This is a genomic window from Marivita sp. NO-S04 (assembly GCF_059070475.1).
Map to the genome: position 1 here is coordinate 2,230,735 of NZ_CM180980.1, position 19,590 is coordinate 2,250,324.

Annotated in this window: 19 protein-coding genes; 7 read left to right on the plus strand and 12 right to left on the minus strand. The window is 60.7% G+C overall.

Features of this window, described 5'->3' with window-relative positions; genetic code table 11:
- Positions 1 to 60: 60 nt before the first annotated feature.
- Positions 61 to 1,359, minus strand: a complete 1,299-nt coding sequence (locus tag ACK3EW_RS11535; RefSeq protein WP_439118836.1) for a DUF3422 family protein — start codon at positions 1,357 to 1,359, stop codon at positions 61 to 63.
- A 287-nt stretch (positions 1,360 to 1,646) separates the two neighbouring features.
- On the opposite strand from ACK3EW_RS11535, the gene ACK3EW_RS11540 reads away from it, so the two are divergent.
- Entirely contained in the window at positions 1,647 to 2,183 is a 537-nt protein-coding gene (locus ACK3EW_RS11540) for a flavodoxin domain-containing protein (protein ID WP_493806335.1), read from the plus strand.
- Positions 2,184 to 2,237: 54 nt separating this feature from the next.
- On the opposite strand, the gene ACK3EW_RS11545 is transcribed toward ACK3EW_RS11540, so the two are convergent.
- From ACK3EW_RS11545 to purD, 7 genes are all read right to left on the minus strand, one after another.
- Positions 2,238 to 3,734 carry an NAD(P)(+) transhydrogenase (Re/Si-specific) subunit beta gene (locus ACK3EW_RS11545; protein ID WP_493806336.1) on the minus strand — a complete coding sequence of 499 codons (1,497 nt, stop codon included), beginning with the start codon at positions 3,732 to 3,734 and terminating at the stop codon, positions 2,238 to 2,240.
- A gap of 13 nt (positions 3,735 to 3,747) precedes the next feature.
- Positions 3,748 to 5,319 (minus strand): Re/Si-specific NAD(P)(+) transhydrogenase subunit alpha, encoded by a 1,572-nt coding sequence (locus tag ACK3EW_RS11550; protein ID WP_439118833.1) that lies wholly within the window; start codon positions 5,317 to 5,319, stop codon positions 3,748 to 3,750.
- Positions 5,320 to 5,456: 137 nt separating this feature from the next.
- Positions 5,457 to 5,906, minus strand: coding sequence for a methyltransferase family protein (locus ACK3EW_RS11555; RefSeq protein ID WP_493809725.1), 450 nt, complete (start codon positions 5,904 to 5,906; stop codon positions 5,457 to 5,459).
- An 85-nt stretch (positions 5,907 to 5,991) separates the two neighbouring features.
- Positions 5,992 to 6,189, minus strand: coding sequence for a hypothetical protein (locus tag ACK3EW_RS11560; RefSeq protein WP_085629322.1), 198 nt, complete (start codon positions 6,187 to 6,189; stop codon positions 5,992 to 5,994).
- Positions 6,190 to 6,334: 145 nt separating this feature from the next.
- Positions 6,335 to 7,195 (minus strand): DMT family transporter, encoded by an 861-nt coding sequence (locus tag ACK3EW_RS11565; RefSeq protein WP_493809726.1) that lies wholly within the window; start codon positions 7,193 to 7,195, stop codon positions 6,335 to 6,337.
- A 143-nt stretch (positions 7,196 to 7,338) separates the two neighbouring features.
- A complete protein-coding gene (locus tag ACK3EW_RS11570; protein ID WP_493806337.1) occupies positions 7,339 to 7,932 on the minus strand; it encodes a LysE/ArgO family amino acid transporter in 594 nt (197 codons plus the stop codon).
- Positions 7,933 to 9,195: a phosphoribosylamine--glycine ligase gene (gene purD, locus ACK3EW_RS11575; protein WP_493806338.1), complete on the minus strand. Its 1,263-nt coding sequence runs from the start codon at positions 9,193 to 9,195 to the stop codon at positions 7,933 to 7,935.
- Positions 9,196 to 9,268: 73 nt separating this feature from the next.
- Between purD and xseA the strand changes: the two genes are divergently transcribed.
- The 4 genes from xseA to ACK3EW_RS11595 all read left to right on the plus strand — a co-directional run bounded on the left by xseA (position 9,269) and on the right by ACK3EW_RS11595 (position 14,536).
- Complete coding sequence (gene xseA, locus ACK3EW_RS11580) at positions 9,269 to 10,819, plus strand: exodeoxyribonuclease VII large subunit (RefSeq protein ID WP_493806339.1); 1,551 nt, start codon at positions 9,269 to 9,271, stop codon at positions 10,817 to 10,819.
- A gap of 159 nt (positions 10,820 to 10,978) precedes the next feature.
- The gene (locus tag ACK3EW_RS11585; protein WP_085629317.1) at positions 10,979 to 11,791 is read left to right on the plus strand and encodes a TIGR00282 family metallophosphoesterase; all 813 of its coding nucleotides are present in this window, start codon (positions 10,979 to 10,981) and stop codon (positions 11,789 to 11,791) included.
- A gap of 10 nt (positions 11,792 to 11,801) precedes the next feature.
- On the plus strand, positions 11,802 to 12,725 hold the full coding sequence (locus ACK3EW_RS11590; protein WP_493806340.1) for a DMT family transporter: 924 nt from the start codon (positions 11,802 to 11,804) through the stop codon (positions 12,723 to 12,725).
- Between the two features lie 68 nt (positions 12,726 to 12,793).
- Positions 12,794 to 14,536 (plus strand): SLC13 family permease, encoded by a 1,743-nt coding sequence (locus ACK3EW_RS11595; RefSeq protein ID WP_493809727.1) that lies wholly within the window; start codon positions 12,794 to 12,796, stop codon positions 14,534 to 14,536.
- Positions 14,537 to 14,582: 46 nt separating this feature from the next.
- Here ACK3EW_RS11595 and ACK3EW_RS11600 read toward each other — a convergent pair whose 3' ends face one another.
- Positions 14,583 to 15,320 (minus strand): glutamine amidotransferase, encoded by a 738-nt coding sequence (locus tag ACK3EW_RS11600; protein ID WP_493806341.1) that lies wholly within the window; start codon positions 15,318 to 15,320, stop codon positions 14,583 to 14,585.
- A gap of 123 nt (positions 15,321 to 15,443) precedes the next feature.
- Here ACK3EW_RS11600 and ACK3EW_RS11605 point away from each other — a divergent pair, with 123 nt between their 5' ends.
- Positions 15,444 to 16,193 (plus strand): YebC/PmpR family DNA-binding transcriptional regulator, encoded by a 750-nt coding sequence (locus ACK3EW_RS11605; RefSeq protein WP_439118826.1) that lies wholly within the window; start codon positions 15,444 to 15,446, stop codon positions 16,191 to 16,193.
- 75 nt (positions 16,194 to 16,268) lie between these two features.
- Here the strand turns inward: ACK3EW_RS11605 and ACK3EW_RS11610 are convergent, their stop codons facing one another.
- Complete coding sequence (locus ACK3EW_RS11610) at positions 16,269 to 17,024, minus strand: FG-GAP repeat domain-containing protein (RefSeq protein ID WP_493806342.1); 756 nt, start codon at positions 17,022 to 17,024, stop codon at positions 16,269 to 16,271.
- 10 nt (positions 17,025 to 17,034) lie between these two features.
- A complete protein-coding gene (locus ACK3EW_RS11615) occupies positions 17,035 to 17,358 on the minus strand; it encodes a 2Fe-2S iron-sulfur cluster-binding protein (protein ID WP_085629312.1) in 324 nt (107 codons plus the stop codon).
- Between the two features lie 161 nt (positions 17,359 to 17,519).
- Here ACK3EW_RS11615 and ACK3EW_RS11620 point away from each other — a divergent pair, with 161 nt between their 5' ends.
- The gene (locus ACK3EW_RS11620) at positions 17,520 to 18,467 is read left to right on the plus strand and encodes a serine hydrolase domain-containing protein (RefSeq protein ID WP_493806343.1); all 948 of its coding nucleotides are present in this window, start codon (positions 17,520 to 17,522) and stop codon (positions 18,465 to 18,467) included.
- Here the strand turns inward: ACK3EW_RS11620 and ACK3EW_RS11625 are convergent.
- Positions 18,452 to 19,495: a helix-turn-helix transcriptional regulator gene (locus tag ACK3EW_RS11625; RefSeq protein ID WP_493806344.1), complete on the minus strand. Its 1,044-nt coding sequence runs from the start codon at positions 19,493 to 19,495 to the stop codon at positions 18,452 to 18,454. The genes ACK3EW_RS11620 and ACK3EW_RS11625 overlap by 16 nt on opposite strands.
- Between the last annotated feature and the right edge of the window lie 95 nt (positions 19,496 to 19,590).

The following is a 19,590-nucleotide window of genomic DNA, read 5'->3' on the forward strand; positions in this document are numbered from 1 at the left end:
GACCCGTCCAGCATTTACGTGGACGGAAACGTGCACCCAGCTTTCGCCAATTGGTAAAATTCAGAGCTCGGGACCACCCTGCTCTACCACCCGACGAATGCGGCGGATCGCGAACCACACCAGCAACACCACCGGAATGGTCGCCGCCGCCGTCACGGCCCCCTTGGAGATCCCCAACATGTCCGCAACCGGGTAGAGCAGATAGCCCGCCAAAGAGACCGCGTAATAGCTGATCGCCACCACCGACAGCCCTTCGACTGTCTTTTGCAACCGCAACTGCATATCGGCGCGCTGGTTCATGCTTTCGAGCAATTGCTGGTTCTGCGCCGACCGCGCCACTTCGACCCGCGTGCGCAGCAGATCCCCCGCCCGGACCGCCCGCGCGGCCATGGCTGACAGGCGGGTTTCGGCAGATTTGACCGTCCGCATTGCCGGATCGTAGCGGCGGGTCATGAATTCAGCAAAGGTCTGACGGCCTTGAAACCGCTCTTCCCGCAGGACCGACACCCGTTGTTCAACAATCGCCTCATAGGCTCCGGTCGCACCGAACCGAAAAGAGGTTTGCGCCGAGAGGCTTTCCAGCTCCGCAGAAACCGCCAGAAGCGATTTCAAACGATCTTCCTCTTGTCCATCGCCGTGGGTCATCGCGGCCATCAAGCGGTTCAATTCGTTGTCGATCTCGCCCATGCGGGGGCCCATTTCGCGGACACGGGTGAAGCCAAGCATGGACATTGTTTTATAGGTTTCGATCTCACACAGGCGCTGCACGATCCGGCCCACACGACGTCGGCCAATGCCGTCGCGCACGAAGCAGCCGAACCGTAAATGCCCCGCCGGGTCGATGCGGAAATCCCCAGCAACAATCGCGTCGTCATCCAGAACGCGGCTCACGGCAAGGCTTTCAGGCACAAACCAGTCCGAGAGATTCTGCGAGACCTTGGCTTCGTCGGGACGGTCTTCCACCCGGATCAACGCAGAGGTGATCCGCACACCGGGGGCCGAGGCAAGCCAGCTGTCAGGAAAGACGTCCATATCCGCCGGGTCGAACGCCCGGTCGGTCAAACCGTTCAAAAACACCGTATAGGTCACAAATTCCGTATGCTGTTCCCACTTCAGCGTGTGCTGCCCGATCTGGCCCGAGAAATGCGTGGCACCCGGTTGCGGATGTGTCGTGCCGTAGCGATCCAGCAGCGCCTTGAGGTGATCAAGGTCCAGCGTCTTGTCCCGCGCAGCCGCCGCCTTGGGCTTTTTCAGTGCGAGGTAGACAGCGCGACAGGGCGCTTCGAGTGACGGGAACGGCCGCGCGTGCAGTTCGTTCGATAGGGCGTAGCGCAGCGGGTGATCTTCGATAGGGGCCATGGGTCGATCTTTCAGATTTGGCCAAGACTTAGGCTCGCCAATTTCCCAAGTAAAGGAAATTTCCAGACTTTTCAGTATTTTACCAGTATTCAACTGTATGCATTGCACGCTTCGAAGCAGCCTTGCGCAAGACGCCCGAGGAAAAGGCAGGCGCAATATGGCCGACAGTTCAATGATCTCAAACGGTTTTTGCGGCAGGTCAACGCGTACAAACCACCGTTGCTTTAGGCCTGACCTTGTCCGGCAGGGTCGGCCTGCTGTGACACTTCGGCAGCAAGGGGTGTCTCATGAAACTGTTCATTGGCTACGCAAGCACGGAAGGGCAGACGCAAAAGATCGCCCGTCACCTGATGGACCGGCTGGTCGGTCAGGGCCACAGCGTTGAACTGTCCGCTCTTGATCAGGCCGGTCCGGTTGATCTCGCGCGGTTTGACGCAGCGGTTCTTGGCGCGTCGGTGCATGTCGGGCAGTATCAGTCGGTGCTGTCGGACTTTGCCGAGGCGCACGCGGATGCCCTAAACTCAATGCCCACGCTTTTGCTGTCAGTGTCGCTCGCAGCGACAGGGCACGACGCCGAGGATTGGCGCGGGCTTGACACCATCCTGACCGACTTGTCTCAGGCCACGGGCTGGGTACCCGGTCAGGTGCTGCAGGTCGCAGGCGCGTATGAGCCGTCGAAATATGACGTGTTCCGACGCTTCGTCATGCGTCGGATCATCGCTGCGAAAGACCCGGACGCAGATCTGGATTGGGACAAGGAATATACCGATTGGGATGATCTGGACGCGCAGGTGGACGTTTGGATCGTCAAAAACGCGGCATGAAAAAACCCCGCATCCTGCGATGCGGGGTTTCATGACTCAGGTCAGTGACCGGACTTAACTGATCTTGTTCAGAAGCGTATCCAAGCTGGCTTTCGCGTCGCCATAGAACATCCGCGTGTTGTCCTTGAAAAACAGCGGGTTTTCGATGCCCGAATAGCCAGTACCCTGTCCGCGCTTGGACACGAAGACCTGCTTGGCCTTCCAGCATTCCAGAACCGGCATGCCGGCGATGGGGCTGTTGGGGTCGTCCTGTGCAGCCGGGTTCACGATATCGTTCGAGCCGATGACGATGGCGACGTCCGTATCCGGGAAGTCGTCGTTGATCTCGTCCATTTCCAGAACGATGTCGTAGGGCACCTTGGCTTCGGCCAGAAGCACGTTCATGTGGCCAGGCAGACGGCCCGCGACCGGGTGGATCGCAAAGCGCACATTCTTGCCCTTGGCGCGCAGGCGACGGGTAAGCTCCGCCACGTTCTGCTGCGCCTGAGCCACCGCCATACCGTAGCCCGGAATGATGATGACGCTGTCCGCCTCGTCCAGCGCGTTGGCCACGCCGTCCGCGTCGATGGCGATCTGTTCGCCTTCAACGGCCATCTGTTCACCCGCCGGGCCACCAAAGCCGCCCAAGATCACGCTGATGAACGACCGGTTCATCGCCTTACACATGATGTAGGACAGGATCGCACCCGAAGAACCCACAAGCGCACCCACAACGATCAGCAGGTCGTTGCCAAGGCTGAAACCAATCGCGGCAGCCGCCCAGCCCGAGTAGGAGTTGAGCATCGAGACCACGACCGGCATGTCCGCGCCGCCGATGCCCATGATCAGGTGATAGCCGATGAAAAGCGCCAGCAGGGTCAGCAGGACAAGTGTCCAGCTGCCCGAGCCGCCTAGATACATGATCGCCAGCAACAGCGAAAGCGCCGCAGCACCGGCATTCAGCAGGTGACCGCCCGGCAGCTTTTTCGCGCCACTGTCGACTTTGCCCGCAAGTTTGCCATAGGCGATGACCGACCCGGTGAAGGTTACGGCACCGATCCAGATGCCCAGCACCAGTTCGACCTTCAGGATGTTGATCTCGACATTGGTCTTCTTGGCAATCAGCTGACCAAAGGACGACAGACCGTCATAAACCTCTTTCGGCAGGCCGATAGCGGTATAGCCGTCATCCGACACCGCGCCCATGACAAGGCCGTTTGCGTCGTAAAGATCACCGATGTTGTTGATCATGATGTCAGCGTTGAAGCCCACGAACACCGCTGCCAGACCGACAAGGCTGTGCATGATGGCGACAAGCTCGGGCATCTGGGTCATCTGAACGCGAGTGGCAAGCTGATAGCCGACACCCGCGCCAAGTGCGATCAGGACGATGGAGGCGACAAACAGCCCCTGCCCCGGCCCGATGAGCGTGGCAAGAATCGCGATGGCCATGCCAACGATGCCGTACCAAACGGCGCGTTTTGCGCTTTCCTGCCCGCTCAGGCCACCCAGCGACAGGATGAAGAGAACCGCTGCGACCGCATAGGCCGCGATGGTGAATCCGAATTCCATGGTGCCTGCCCCCTTAGGATTTCTGGAACATGGCGAGCATGCGCCGTGTCACGAGGAAGCCACCGAAAATATTGATCGAGGCCATGAAAATACCCAGCGCCGCCAGAAGCGTGATCAGCATTGAACTGGACCCGATCTGGATCAGCGCACCAAGGATCACGATGGACGAGATTGCGTTGGTAACGGCCATCAGCGGTGTGTGCAGCGAATGCGCAACGTTCCAGATCACCTGGAAGCCGATGAAGACCGACAAAACGAACACGATGAAATGCTGCATGAAGCTGGCCGGAGCGACCAGACCGACACCCAGAACAAGAGCGCCCCCAATGGCCAACAGGGTGACCTGCTGCTTGGTTTGCGCCTTGAACGCCGCCACTTCGTTGGCGCGCTTTTCTTCGGGCGTGAGTTCCTTGGCCTTTTCCTTGGGTTTGGCGGCAATCGCCTGAACCTTGGGAGGGGGCGGCGGGAAGGTCACTGCCTTTTCATGTGCGATGGTCGCACCACGGATCACGTCGTCTTCCATGTTGTGCACGACCTGCCCGTCTTTTTCCGGGGTGAGGTCTGTCATCATGTGACGGATGTTGGTGGCGTAAAGATTGGACGACTGTGTGGCCATACGTGACGGGAAGTCGGTATAGCCAATGATCGTCACACCGTTATCGGTGACGATCTTTTCGTCCATCACAGTCATCTTGCAGTTGCCGCCCTTTTCAGCGGCAAGGTCCACGATGACGGAACCGGGCTTCATCGCCGCAACCATGTCGGCGGTCCACAATTCGGGCGCTTCGCGGTTGGGGATCAGCGCGGTGGTGATCACGATGTCGATGTCGGGCGCCAGCTCACGGAACTTGGCAAGCTGGGCTGCTGCAAATTCCGGCGAGGAAACAGAAGCATAGCCGCCAGTGGCCGCCCCATCCTGCTGTTCTTCCTCGAAATCGAGGAAGACGAATTCCGCACCCATCGATTCAACCTGCTCTGCCACTTCGGGGCGCACGTCGAAGGCGTAGGTGATCGCCCCAAGCGAGGTCGATGTGCCAATGGCGGCAAGACCGGCAACACCGGCACCGACGACCAGAACCTTCGCCGGGGGCACCTTGCCCGCAGCAGTGATCTGACCGGTAAAGAAGCGGCCGAAATTGTTACCGGCTTCGATCACGGCACGGTAGCCCGCGATATTTGCCATCGAAGACAGCGCGTCCATCTTCTGCGCGCGGGAAATGCGCGGCACCATGTCCATCGCGATGACAGAGGTGCCCTGATTGGCCGCCTGCTGCATCAGCTTTTCGTTCTGAGCCGGATAGAAGAACGAGATCAGAAGCTGGCCTTCGCGCGACTTCTTGAGTTCGGCGTCGGTCGGCGGGCGCACCTTGGCGACCACATCGGCCTCTTTCCAAAGCGCTGCGGCGGTTTTGACAACCTCGACGCCAGCTTCTTTGTACGTGTCGTCATTGTAGCCCGCTGCGTCGCCTGCACCGCTTTCGATGATGCACTCATATCCCAGCTTTTGCAGCTGGCGGGCAGAATCCGGGGTCATGGCAACGCGTGCCTCACCCTTCATCACTTCCTTTGGCGTCCCGATTTTCACCTGAGCCGTCCCCCTTATGGTTCGTTGCGAAGTGCCGTAGCGGCATGTTTTCCGGCGATGGGTCTACATTGCTGACCTAAAGCGCACAATGCTGCCCAACCGCGAAACGCTCATCTAGAACAGATGTGCCCGGTCGGCTAGAGCCAACGTCGCGTTTGTTTCTCGTATCGTGCAAAATTCGCACGAAAATTTCGCCGCAACCGCTTTTCTTCCGCCAGGATGAAGTGTTTCTCGATCCACCAGACAAAGACCGGGATCAATGGGAGCGATAACACCGCGTCCCAATAGAGGATCATTCCGGTAAGGATCAGCGAATCAGCAAGATAGATGGGATTGCGCGAGCGCTTGAAGATGCCGCTGGTGACCAGCGCATCAGGGTCTCTGTGCGGGATGATCGTCGTACGATGGCGGCGCATTTCATAGGCGGCCAGCGCGATCAGAACGAGTCCACCGCCGACCAGAAGCCCGCCCAGCAAATCAGCCCAGACCGGGCCGAAACTCAGCCCGTAGTCGAGATGGGTCTTTTGGTTCCAAACCACAACGAGCGCCGCAGCAAGCCAGACCGGGGGAAGATCGACGTATTTCATCATGCACCGGACATAGCAAAGCCCGGAACAATGCGCGAGATGGATCAGATGAACAAAAGGCCGCCCGGTCAGGGCGACCTGTCGGTCACATCTTCACGCAGCCCAAAATCTCATTCTTGGGAATCCGCGCGACCATCACGCCACCATCGACGCGCTTGACGTGGAAGCCATAGCCACGCATGCGGAACTTCCATTCGGCATCCGACAGCGTTTTCTGACGTTCCGCCACAAGGAAGTGGCGCAGTTCGCCCAGATCAGGGCTGGAGAAGGTTTCAGCAAACATTTGGGTTGTTCCTCGTACATTACCTGACCCTTTTGTCGCCCTCGATTGTGTCCAATTTTGGAACCAAACCCGGTTTTTTGCGGAAATCGAAACAATGTGCCGTTTGGGGTATCAATAGGCTGACGCAAATGACCTTTACGTCACCTTAACCCTTTGTTTCATTGACCAAAGGCGTGCGATGCGACTTGCGCAACACGGCTTCACGCCATGTGATGAAGATCACCGATGCCATGATTATGCCACCACCAAGGATCACCCATGGGTCCACCGGTTCGGCGAAAAAGAGCGCCCCCACAAGCACCGACCACACCAGTTGCAGAAAGGTGACCGGCTGCGTGACGGTGACGGGGGCCGCGGCAAAAGCCAGCGTCATGGTATAGTGCCCCGCTGTAGCAAAACAGGCGATGGCCGCCAGCACCCCAAGATCGGCAAGGCTGGGCGTGACCCAGACTGCAAAGGCAAAGGGGGCAAGCCCGATCGTCACGGTGATCGACAAAAGCGCCACCACCAGACTTGCCGACAATTCGCCCGACACGATCTTGGCAATCAGGTAGCTGCCCGCAAACAAAAGCGCGGTGCCCAGCATCGCAATGTGACCGGGGTCGAGTTCGCGAAATCCAGGGCGCAGGATGATCAGTGACCCGATCAGCGCCGCGATCACCGCAAGCACCCGGCGCAAGGCCATCCGTTCGCCCAGAAGGAACACCGCAAGGATCGAGACATAGACGGGGTTGAGGTAATTCATCGCCGTGACCTCGGCGATGGGGATGCGCGTCATGGCGTAGAACCACAGGATCACCCCGAGGGTGTGGACAATGCCCCGTATCCCAAAAAGCTTTTTCTGCCGCGGCGTCAGCCGAATTGCCATCAATTCGCGCCAGACCGGGATCAGGAAAACCAGACCGATCACGTAGCGCAGAAAGGCCGACTCGGCCGCCGGGATGCGCCCACCCAACGTTTTGACCAGTGCGGTTACAGCAACAAAGCAAATACCGGTCATGACCATCCAGAAGATGCCTATGACGGGATTTCCGGCGCTGTTGGGTGGTGTCGTCGCGGTCATGCCGATACTGGAGCGGAAGGCGGGCCAATGTGCAAGAGGCTGTTATGCAATGGACGGCCAGCTTCCGCTGACTTGACCGTCATTGTCTACATCAACAGAAGTTTGGCCGCGATTGCCCACATCACGATGCCGATGATTACGTCAAGCAATTGCCACGCGCGCGGTTTAGCAAAGAGAGGTGCCAAGAGGCGCGCGCCGTAGCCAAGCGAAAAGAAGAACACGAAGCTGGCGGTCATCGCACCCAACGCGAAATTCAATCTGTCCTCGTATTGCGCGGCGACAGCGCCCAAAAGCACCACCGTGTCGAGATAGACATGTGGGTTCAGCCATGTCAGCGCGAGGCACGTCAGCAGGGCTTTGCGCAGCGATCCCGCCGCTTCGCCTGCCTGCATCGCTTGCCCGCCACGCCACGCGCTTTGGAACGTGCGCGCACCATACCAGATCAGAAACGCTGCCCCGAACAGGCGCATCGCCAGTTCAAGCCCGGGGACCGCTTGCGTCAACGCTCCAAACCCGGCCACCCCGGCAGCGATCAAAATCGCATCCGACAGGGCGCAGGTCAGACACACCGCAAACACATGGGATTTGAGCAACCCCTGCCGCAGAACAAAAGCGTTCTGCGCTCCGATGGCAAGGATCAGCGAAAAGCCAAGGGCAAATCCGGCCAGTGCCGTCGTCATTTAAAGCGCCCGCCAGCCGATATCGCGGCGGCAGAAGCCCTCGGGCCAGTTGACCTGATCGACCATGGCATAGGCCCGGTCGCGGGCTTCTTGCAGCGTGGCACCGCGTGCGGTGGCGTTCAGAACGCGCCCCCCGGTTGCGGTGATCTTGCCGTCCTTTTCCGTGGTGCCCGCGTGGAACATCATGTGGAAACTGTCTTCGGGCAGGCCATCGAGACCACCGATGACGCTGCCCTTTTCGTAGCTGCACGGATAGCCATTGGCCGCCAGCACCACGGTCATGGCGTGATCGTCGGCCCAGTTCACGCGTGCCTCGGACAGACGACCCTCGGCACAGGCATGCAACAGGTCAAAAGCCTGACCACCCAGCCGCATCATCAGAACCTGACATTCCGGATCGCCGAAGCGGACATTGTATTCCACCAGCCGTGGCTGACCATTTTCGATCATCAACCCGGCAAAGAGAATGCCCTGAAACGGCGTGCCGCGTTTGGCCATCTCGGCCATGGTGGGCTTCACGATCTCGTCCATCGCCTTTGCAATGACTGCGTCGGTCAGCACCGGTGCCGGGGAATAGGCCCCCATGCCGCCGGTGTTGAGACCGGTGTCGCCCTCACCCACGCGCTTGTGATCCTGCGCGGTGCCGATGGGCAGCACGTCCTTGCCGTCGCAGAGCACGAAGAACGACGCTTCCTCTCCTTGCATGAATTCCTCGATCACCACCTCGGCCCCGGCCCCGCCGAACGCACCGCCGAACATGTCGTCGATGGCGGCCTCCGCCTCGGCCACGGTTTCGGCGATGATCACGCCCTTGCCAGCGGCCAGACCATCCGCCTTGACCACGATGGGCGCGCCTTGGGTGCTGACATAGGCTTTGGCCGCCTCGGCATCGGTAAAGTGCCCATAGGCCGCGGTCGGCGCGTGGGCGGCGTCACAGATTTCCTTGGTAAAGCTCTTGGAGGCTTCCAGCCGCGCCGCCTCAGCCGATGGGCCGAAAACCAAGAGTCCTGCATCGCGCAAGCGATCCGCCACGCCAACAGCCAAGGGCGCTTCAGGGCCGACAATCACAAAATCGATGCTGTTTTCTTCGGCAAAGGTGACGACCGACCCGCCGTCTTCGATATCAAGCGCCGCGCAATCCGCGATCATCGCGATGCCGGCATTGCCGGGTGCCACGATCAGCTTGTCGCATTTGGGGTTCTGCATCACGGCCCAAGCCAGCGCATGTTCGCGCCCGCCACTTCCAAGGATGAGAATGTTCATGGCGCACGCTCCGTCTTCACCTTCGAATGCTGGCGTTCTAGGGTCAGGCCGAGATAAGCGCAAGCGAGGCCACATGTCCGATCTGATCGACGATCCGCGTCCGGGGCAGAACATGCCCGAATACACCGTGTCCGAAGTGTCTGGCGCGGTGAAGAAGACGCTGGAAGACCAGTTCGGCCGCATCCGCGTGCGCGGCGAAGTGGGGCGCGTGTTCACGGCACGGTCCGGGCATCTCTATTACGACGTCAAGGACGACCGCTCGGTTCTGGCTTGCACCACGTGGAAAGGTCAGGTTTCGCAGCTTTCGGTGGTGCCGGAAGAAGGGCTGGAGGTGATCGTCACCGGACGCATGACGGCGTTTGGGGGGCAATCAAAGTACAACCTCAACGTCGATGAAGTGACCGTCGCAGGCGAAGGCGCGCTGATGGCGATGCTGGAAAAGCGCAAAAAGGCACTGGCGGCGGAAGGCTTGTTCGATCCTTCGCGCAAGAAGGAACTGCCCTACCTGCCCGATATCATCGGCGTCATCACCTCGCCCTCTGGCGCGGTGATCCGGGACATTCTGCACCGCCTACGCGATCGCTTTCCGCGCAAGGTGCTGGTGTGGCCAGTGGCGGTTCAAGGTGCCGCCTGTGCGCCCGAGGTGGCCCGCGCCATCGCAGGCTTCAACGCATTGTCGCCGGGCGGTGCCCTGCCCCGGCCTGACCTGCTGATCGTCGCACGCGGCGGCGGCAGTATCGAAGACCTCTGGGGCTTCAACGAAGAGATCGTCGCGCGGGCAGCGGCAGCATCGGACATTCCTTTGATTTCAGCGGTAGGACACGAGACCGACACGACGCTGATTGACTTCGTGTCCGACCAGCGAGCACCGACCCCTACTGCAGCCGCGGAAATCGCGGTGCCGGTGCGACTCGAACTTCTGGGCTGGGTGGGCGACAGCCAAGCCCGCATGACCCGCGCGGTTTCGCAGCGGATGCAGACCCGCGACCAGCGCTTGCGCGATCTGACCCGCGCTTTGCCCCGACCCGAAAACCTGTTGTCGGGCCCAACCCAGCGGCTGGACCTGATGTCCGACCGTTTGCCAAGGGCGCTGACGCGGTCCGTGGATCTTCGGCGCGGGCGGCTGATCGAATCGGCGGCCTCTTTGCGCCCGTCGCTTTTGTCGCGCGCCTTGGCCGAACAGCGCCGCAGGTTCGACCAAAGCGCAACCCGGCTCGCGCCGGGTCTGTCCCGCGTGGTCGAGACCAAGCGCGAGGCGTTGGCCCGCCGCGCAGACCGGCTGACGCTGAAACCGATCGAACGCGATCTGGCGGTCAAGCAGGACCGGCTGGAAGCGCTGACCCGGCGGCTGTCGAACGCAGGTCAGGCGCAGGTGAAGGATTGGCGATCACGCCTGACGGCTTTGGACCGGCTGCGCGAAACCTTGGGGTATAAGGAAACGCTCAAGCGAGGCTATGCGGTCGTGCGGGGGGACGGGGCTGTGGTGACGACACAGAAAGCCGCGCAAGCCGCAACCGCGCTGGAGATCGAATTTGCCGATGGGCGCATGACGGTTGGTGCAGCTGGTGCGAAACCGGCGACGAAATCCAAGCCGAAGCCGCCTGAACAGGGCTCGCTGTTCTGAGGTGAGCGCCCAAGCAATTTCGAAATTGCTTTGAAGCGGCGTCAACGCCACTTCAAAGCCCATTCGAATGGGCTTTTCCCACCGCGTTTCGATACCTTGTATCACCGCCCCCCGGTTTGCCTCTTTGCTTTCCCGGAGCACCGCTCTAATCCTCTGAGCATGAGAACACTCTTTCTTGGCGATATCATGGGCCGTGCGGGCCGCACCGCAATCACCGAGCGGCTGCCCGCCCTGCGCGACCGTCTCAAAGTCGATTTTTGCGTTGTGAACGGCGAAAACGCATCCAGTGGCGTTGGCCTGTCCGGCCCTCATGCCGAGGCTTTGCTGAAATCCGGGGTCGATTGTCTCACGTTGGGCGATCACGCGTTCGACCAGAAGGACATGCTCTCATATATCGAAAACGAGCCGCGTATCCTCCGTCCGTTGAACTTTGCCAAGGTTGCCCCCGGACGCGGCCACCGACTGTTCACCGATGCCCGTGGGCGAAAGATCCTCGTCCTGCAAGTGCTGGGTCAGGTGTTCATGAAACGCGCCTTCGATGATCCCTTCTCGGCAGTCGATGCGATACTGCGTGCGCATCCTTTGGGCGGTCAGGCACAAATGATCCTCGTGGATGTGCATTGCGAAGCCACATCCGAAAAGATGGGCATGGGCCACTTTTGCGATGGCCGCGCAAGCCTTGTCGTCGGCACCCACACCCATGTGCCCACCGGGGATGCGCAGGTTCTCCCGGGCGGAACCGGCTACCTGACCGATGCCGGCATGTGCGGCGACTACAATTCGGTGATTGGCATGGAAAAAGCCGAGCCGATGCGTCGCTTCGTGACCGGCATGAGCAAGGGCCGCTTCCAGCCCGCCTTGGGCGAGGCGACACTGTCTGGCGTGTTGGTCGAAACAGACGACCGTACAGGAAAAGCCACCGCGATCCACATGATCCGCGACGGCGGACGGCTTCAGGCCAGCGCACCGTGAGACCCGAATCGTGACACGCGCCCTGCCGCTGATCGTCTTGATCCTTGCAGGTGCTGCCTGGGGGGCGACGCAGCCGCTGGCCAAAACCGCCGTCAGCGAAGGCTACCGCCATTTCGGCATCTTGTTCTGGCAAATGGGGATCGGCGCGGCTGTGCTTGGCCTGATTTGCATCCTGCGCGGCACAGGCATGCGGTTCACGCGACGTGATATGACGCTGTATCTGGTACTGGCGCTGATCGGGTCCGTTTTGCCCGGCATTGCCTCGTATTCGGCGGCGATTCATCTGCCCTCTGGCGTGCTGTCGATCCTTCTGAGCTCCATCCCGATGATCGCATTTCCCATTGCATTGCTGTTCGGGCTGGAGCGGTTCCGCTGGCGCAGACTGGCTGGGCTGAGTCTCGGCTTCACCGGCATCTGCCTGCTGATCCTGCCCGAAGCCAGCCTACCTGCCTCGGTGCCGGTGATCTGGGTCTTCATCGCGCTGATCTCCTCGTTCTTTTATGCGATGGAAAGCAGCGTGGTGGCACGCTGGGGGTTACGCGGGCTGGACCCTGTGCAAACGCTCTGTGGGGCATCGCTGGTCGGCACGTTGATCACCCTGCCGCTGGCGCTTGCAACCGGGCAGTTCATTGACCCGCGCGGACCGTGGGGCGCGCCAGATGCCGCCATCGTCGGCTCGTCCTTGCTGCACGCGGGGGCCTATGTCGCCTATGTCTGGCTGGTCGGACGTGCAGGCCCGGTTTTCACCGTGCAGATCAGCTATTTCGTGACCCTGTTCGGGGTGACTTGGGCGATGATCTTCCTCAACGAAAGCTACTCGCCCTATTTCTGGGCGGCGCTTGCTGTGATGCTGGCCGGTCTGGCGCTGGTCCAACCCCGACCGAAAGCGGTGCTTGTTCCGACGGCCCCACCCGGTCACACTGAACCCTCCTGACACTTCGCCATGAAGGACGCACCGACGTGCTCACCGCGCTGATCGATCTGGACCAGACCACACAGGCCATGCTTGCCCTTGGCACCGTCGTGGTCATGTTCGCGCTTTTCGTCCGCGAAACCTATCCGACCGAGGTGGTCGCCATCGGCGGTGTGGCATTCCTCTTGGCCACGGGCGTGCTGCCCTACAACGACGCGCTTGCAGTGTTGTCGAACCCCGCACCTTGGACCATTGCAGCAATGTTTCTGGTGATGGGGGCCTTGGTGCGCACCGGAGCACTGGCTGCCTTCACCACTGCGGCACAATCGGCGGTTCAGAAAAGTCCGAAACGCGCTATGGCGGGGATCATCGGCGTTGTCATCGTGGCTTCGGCTTTTATGAACAATACCCCCGTTGTGGTGGTCATGCTGCCGCTCTTTGTGCAACTGGCGAAAACGCTGGGTGTCGCGCCGTCGAAACTGCTGATCCCGCTCAGTTACGCCGCCATCCTCGGCGGCACGCTGACGCTGATCGGCACCTCCACGAACCTGCTGGTGGATGGCGTCGCCCGCGCGCAAGGGCTTGAGCCGTTTTCCATCTTCGAAGTCACGCCTCTGGCCGTGGTGCTGATCGCGTGGGGCATGTTCTATCTCTGGGTCTTCGGGCGGTTCCTGCTGCCAGATCGTACCAGCATGGCGGCGATGCTGTCGGATCGGTCAAAGATGAAGTTCTTCACCGAGGCAGTGATCCCCCCCGACAGCAACCTGATCGGACGCGAGGTGCAGGGCGTGCAGCTTTTCAAACGCGACGGGGTGCGCCTGATCGACGTGATCCGGGGCGACGCCTCGCTCCGGCGCAATCTGGATGACGTGACGCTCCAGGTCGGTGACCGTGTGGTGCTGCGCACACAGATGACCGAACTGCTGAGCCTGCAACGCAACAAAGAACTGCGCAGGGTGGATCAGGTCTCGGCGGTTGAGACCACCACGGTAGAGGTGCTGATCACGCCCGTTTGCAAGATGGTCGGCCGACGTTTGGGCGCAATGCGCCTGCGTCGGCGCTACGGCGTCTACCCGCTGGCGGTGCATCGGCGGAACCAGAATATCGGGCGGCAACTGGATGACTTGGTGGTACGCGTGGGCGACACGCTGCTGCTCGAAGGCGCGCCCGAGGACATTCAGCGCATGGCGGATGAACTGAACCTCGTGGACGTGGCCAAACCCTCGGCCCGCGCCTATCGCCGCAGCCACGCGCCCATCGCGATCGCGGCTCTCGCCGGGCTGGTGCTTTTGGCTGCTTTCGGTGTTGCTCCTATTCTCGCTTTGGCGATCATAGCGGTGGCTGTCGTTCTGTTGACGAAATGCGTGGATTCCGATGAAGCGTTTTCCTTTGTCGAAGGCCAGTTGCTTGCCCTGATCTTTGCCATGCTGGCCATCGGGGCGGCCTTGGAAGCATCAGGCGCTGTCTCGATGATCGTCGAAGGGCTGGCACCCTACCTGATGAACTTGCCGCCCTGGGCAATCGTCTGGGCGATTTACCTGCTCACCAGTTTGCTCACCGAACTGGTCAGCAACAACGCAGTGGCGGTGGTGGTCACGCCGATCGCAATCGGCCTTGCGCAGGTGATGGGACTGGACCCCCGCCCTCTGGTGGTGGCGGTGATGGTGGCGGCGTCCTGCGCCTTTGCGACACCTATCGGCTACCAGACCAACACACTGGTCTACGGGCCGGGTGGCTATTCCTTTTCGGATTTCCTCAAGGTAGGTGTCCCGCTGAACCTGACCGTGGGCATTCTTGCGTCAGCCCTCATTCCGTTGATCTGGCCACTCTAGGCGCGCCGATGCGTCGACGCATCGGGCGTTTCCGTCGACGGAAACGTCACCCGCCATACCGCGCCACGAAACGGCGCAGGATCTCTACAGGCACGGACACGTCGCTGGCGTGACACATCGCAATCAGGTCATCCGCAGTATCGGGATCAAAATACCCTTTGTGGCGGTAGATGCGTATCCGCTCTTCGAACACGCCCGCATCCGCCTCGGGATGGAATTGGGTGGCATAGACGTTCTGCCCGTAACGGATCATCTGGTACGGGCACGGGTCCGACGCCAGAAGATGCACACAGCCCTCAGGCAAATCCTGCACCGCCTCTTTGTGGCCGACAAAAGCATCGAACGCCCCCGGCAACCCAGCTACCAGCGGGTCTACCGCGCCCTCTACCGTCACCCGGCAAGTCACCGGCCCGACAGGTTCGCCGTATCGACGCTTAGACACCTCGGCCCCCAGATGGTGGCCCAGAATGCCGATGCCGTAACAGCAGCCCATAAAGGGCACATCCCGCGCCGTGATCTCGGGCATGAGTGACAGGATCTCGGCCTCGATCCGCGCCTCGACCGGGTCTTTGGTCGCCGGATCATCCGAAACACAGCCCGGCCCGCCCCCGACGATCACCCCAGCGTAATCAGATAGCTGCAATCCATCCGGCAGCGTCTCGCGGTCCAGACACACACGATGCGCCTGCGCTGCGGTCAAACCACCTTTTTCAAGGATTGCCACGTATTCGCCATCGCTGGCCTCAGCTTCGGGGCGCAATTGTAGGATCAGAAACGGTTTCATCCCGCTGTCATACCCAACCAGGCCCGAAGCGCAAATCCCGAAAACGCAACTTGTTCCCGCCCCGTCTTCTGCGCTAAAGACGCGCAAACCCCGCGACATTCGACAATCAAGGACACAGAAATCATGGCCGGCCATTCCAAATGGGCAAACATCCAGCACCGCAAGGGCCGTCAGGACAAGATGCGCGCCAAGCTGTTTTCAAAGTTCTCCAAGGAAATCACCGTCGCCGCCAAAATGGGCGATCCCGATCCTGACAAGAACCCGCGCCTGCGCCTGGCGATCAAAGAAGCCAAGTCCAACTCCATGCCCAAGGACAACATCGAACGCGCCATCAAAAAGGCCTCCGGTGGTGAGGGCGAGGATTACGAAGAAATCCGGTACGAGGGTTACGGCCCAAACGGTGTGGCCGTCATCGTCGAGGCGATGACCGACAACCGCAACCGCACCGCGTCGAATGTCCGCTCCACCTTCACCAAGAACGGCGGCAACCTTGGCGAAACCGGCTCCGTGGGCTTTATGTTCGACCGCAAGGGTGAAATCACATACGCCGCCAGCGTGGGCGACGCGGATACGGTGATGATGGCCGCAATCGAAGCAGGGGCCGAAGACGTCGAAAGCACCGAAGACGGCCATTTGATCTGGTGCGCCGACACCGATCTGAACGAGGTCGCCACAGCGCTTGAAGCAGAACTGGGAGAATCCGAGTCGACCAAGCTGGTGTGGAAGCCGACCACCACAACCGAGCTGGATCTCGACGGCATGACCTCACTCATGAAACTGGTGGATGCATTGGAAGACGATGACGATGTGCAGCGCGTCACCACCAATTTCGAAGCCTCAGACGAGGTCATGGCCCAGTTGGAAGAGGCCTGAGCGCCAAGGGCGTTCGAACGCCCTTGGCTGCATTTCCGAAAATGCAGGAAAGCGCCTTCGAAGGCGCTTTTTTCGTCAGCAGCCCAAAGCTCTTTCCAAAGCCTCGGCGGTATAGTCGCCGAGCTGACGGCGGCTCAGGGATGTCCCATCGAAAGTGACCGTCACAATCGAAGACCAGCCCGCGTCTGCAAGCACCATCTCGGGCCCCTGCCCGCAGTCTCGCAGGCCACCCGCGATATAATCCCAGCCGATCCGGTGGTTTGAGACCCCCTCCAGCGTCGCCACCTCGGTCAATGCGACCTGCCCGGAACGCAGCGGCTCATAGCGCCAAACGCGCAGCACCTTGGCCAGATGCGGACGGTCGACATAGGCCAGTTCAACCAGACCATCTCCGTCCAGATCGGCAACAGCCACAGGTGCCAACCAGCGAAACCGTGTGCCGATAAAGGGTGTGGCAGCCTTGGTGGCCAAATTGCCCCCGTCAGTCAGCCCCCAGATCGCAAGCCGTGCACCTTGGCTCTCGTGGCTTTCGACCACGACCACTTCGGGTGAACCGTCGCCATCCACATCCACAACGCGAGGGGCCAGATCTTCGAAAACAATGTCCCGCGCCCAGCGCGCGGATATCTCGCGCCCGTCACTTAGTCGGACAAGCAGGGTGTCATATTCGATGTCATCACCCAACACGCCATGGGGATAGCGTGTGGTCGGCCCGTCATATCGCGCCGACACGATCTCTTGCGCCACGGCCTGCGACGTTGTCACAAGCGCCAACGCCAACCCCGCGCCAAGGGCGATCCTGCCCCACACGCGCATCCGGTGACGCGGCATTCGCATCGGCTCAGATCTGCTTTTCGGGCATCTGGACGACAAGGCCGTCCAGCGCATCGGTCACTTTGAGCTGGCAGGTCAGGCGCGACCGCTCGGGATTCGGCTCATAGGCGAAATCGAGCATGTCTTCTTCCATGTCTTCCTTCGGCGGCAGTTTGCCCACCCAGTCGGGATGCACATAGACGTGACAGGTCGAGCAGGCGCACGCGCCGCCACAATCCGCCTCGATGCCCGGAATGCCGTTGTCGCGGGCGCCTTCCATCACGGTCAGACCGTTGGCCACGTCTACGACATGCTCTGTGCCGCCATGCTCAATATAGGTGATTTTTGCCATTACAGCGCTCTCCGTCTCAGAAATCGTGTCATACCTAGTCTGGCTGGATCGAACCCGCCAGCCCCTTTCGACCTCAAATCACCGTGCGGACTTTACCCGCGTCGCATCTCATGCATTCATGGCGCGTCGGGATGGTTCTTTGCGCGCAGGATGGGCACAGCATGTATGGGGCAGGACAGTTGATATACCGAGCCGTGATCTGTGTGGCGCTGGCTGGACCCGTCCACGCGTCGGACAGCCCAAGCGTCCGTTACCTTGACGGACCGGAAGGTGTGAATGTCACGGCCACGGCCGCCACAGCCGATGCGTCCTTTGCCATCGCCTCGGTTGGGAAAACCATGACATCCGTTGCCGTATTGCGACAGCTCGCCCGCGGCGACCTGCAACTCGACGATCCTGCGGCCGACTGGTTTGCGCCCGACATCGTTGACGGATTCCAAGGGCTCGAGGGCGTTACCCTGCGCCACCTGCTGACCATGACCTCGGGCCTGCCGGACTATTACACCGATGCATATGTGGAGGACGTGCTGGACGACTCCGACCTGCAAACCCCGACAACCGCGCTCAGCTATGCCTTTGACGACGAGCCACTCTTCGCGCCCGGCACCGAATTCGACTATTCCAACACCAATTACGTGCTGCTTGGCCTCGTTCTGGAACAGGTAACCGGCCTGACCTATGCGCAAGCCCTGCAACGCGAGGTGTTCAATCCCGCAGGTATGAGCGACAGCTTTGTCTTCGGCAGTCGCCCCCTACCCACCAGCTTTGCGGACACACCTCATGACGTGCGCGCCTATTACGCTGGCGCGGGCTTTGGCGATGGCGGCGTGATCGCAACCGCACAGGACGTGGCACGCTTCTATCAAGCGTTGTTCATCGAACAGACACTCTTGTCCCCCGACCTACTCTCCATCATGACCCAAGACCCGATGAACGAAGGTTACGGCATGGGGATCGAAATCGACGGCCCCATCGTCGGGCATTCGGGCGGCGATCTGGGCTTTTCCTCGGACGTGCGCCTCCACCGTACCTCGGGCACGATCGCGGTGATGGTGATTGCCGAGGAAGACGCCGACACCAGTTGGACCGACGATCAGATGCCGGACTGACCCGCCTTGGCTGCATCGCGATAAGCGGCGGGGGTCATACCGAAACGACGCTGGAATTCGCGATAGAAATTGGACCGGGTCAGGAAACCCGATTGGTCCAACACCTCGGCTACGCTGCCATCCCCTTCGGCCAGCAAGGCGGCAGCATGATCAAGCCGGAAATCATTGACGTATTGCGACACGTTCATACCCTTGGTCTGATTGATCGCCAGCGACAGCGCCCGAGACGGAACGGTCAGACGCTTGGCCAACCGATCCACCGTCAATTCGGTATCAAGATATAGCTTACTCTCAAGCAAAACCTGCCGGGCGCGTGCCTCCAAGGCGGCCCCGTCCCCATCGGGGGATATTTTGACAACCGTGACCTGCGACGTCATCCGCCCACCGCCCTTGGACACCGCGACAATCACAGCGATCAGTCCAAGCGCCATGACAACAGCCCCAGCCGACATCACCGCCATCGCGTCCCGGCTGCGCTGCGCCGCAAAGCTGAGCGCGATCACCGTGTCTGCCAGTGCAAAGACCACCAACAGCCCTGCCCCCGCCAGCATCCACCGCCGCAGAACAACGGCGTTTTCAATGCGCGCATGGGACAAATGGTTCACTCCGCGCGACCACATCCAAAGCAACCCGCCAGCATAGACGACGTAGCTGACCCCTACGATCAAATCGAGGTCCAGAAGATCGACAAACACCCATGGGGCCACTGCCAACAGCGCCACCGCAGTCCCCAGATGCCACAGCGCCAATCCAGCGATCCTGTCACGTGTGACACTTGCAAAACCCAACCACAAAAGCGGGCCCGCAAAAAGCGGCAACGCCCGCTGTACCGGAACCAACCGGTCCACCCCGTAGCCAAAGCGCAAGCCCACCATGAATGACCCAAGCGCCAGCACCAGAAAGAACGCCGCAAAGAATCGCGTGGCCACCACACGGCCCAGATCAGCCCGCAGAACCAGCCCTGCCGCCACCGCCGACAACAGGAATGTGAGCATTGGCACTGGGAAAACCGCCAGATCGGGCTGCATATCCTGTCCTCTTTTGCGTGTCCCCTGTCCTCTAACATGATCAAGGACACCCGGAGGGGGGCAAGCCATTGTTTTGCAACGGCCCCACGGTGATG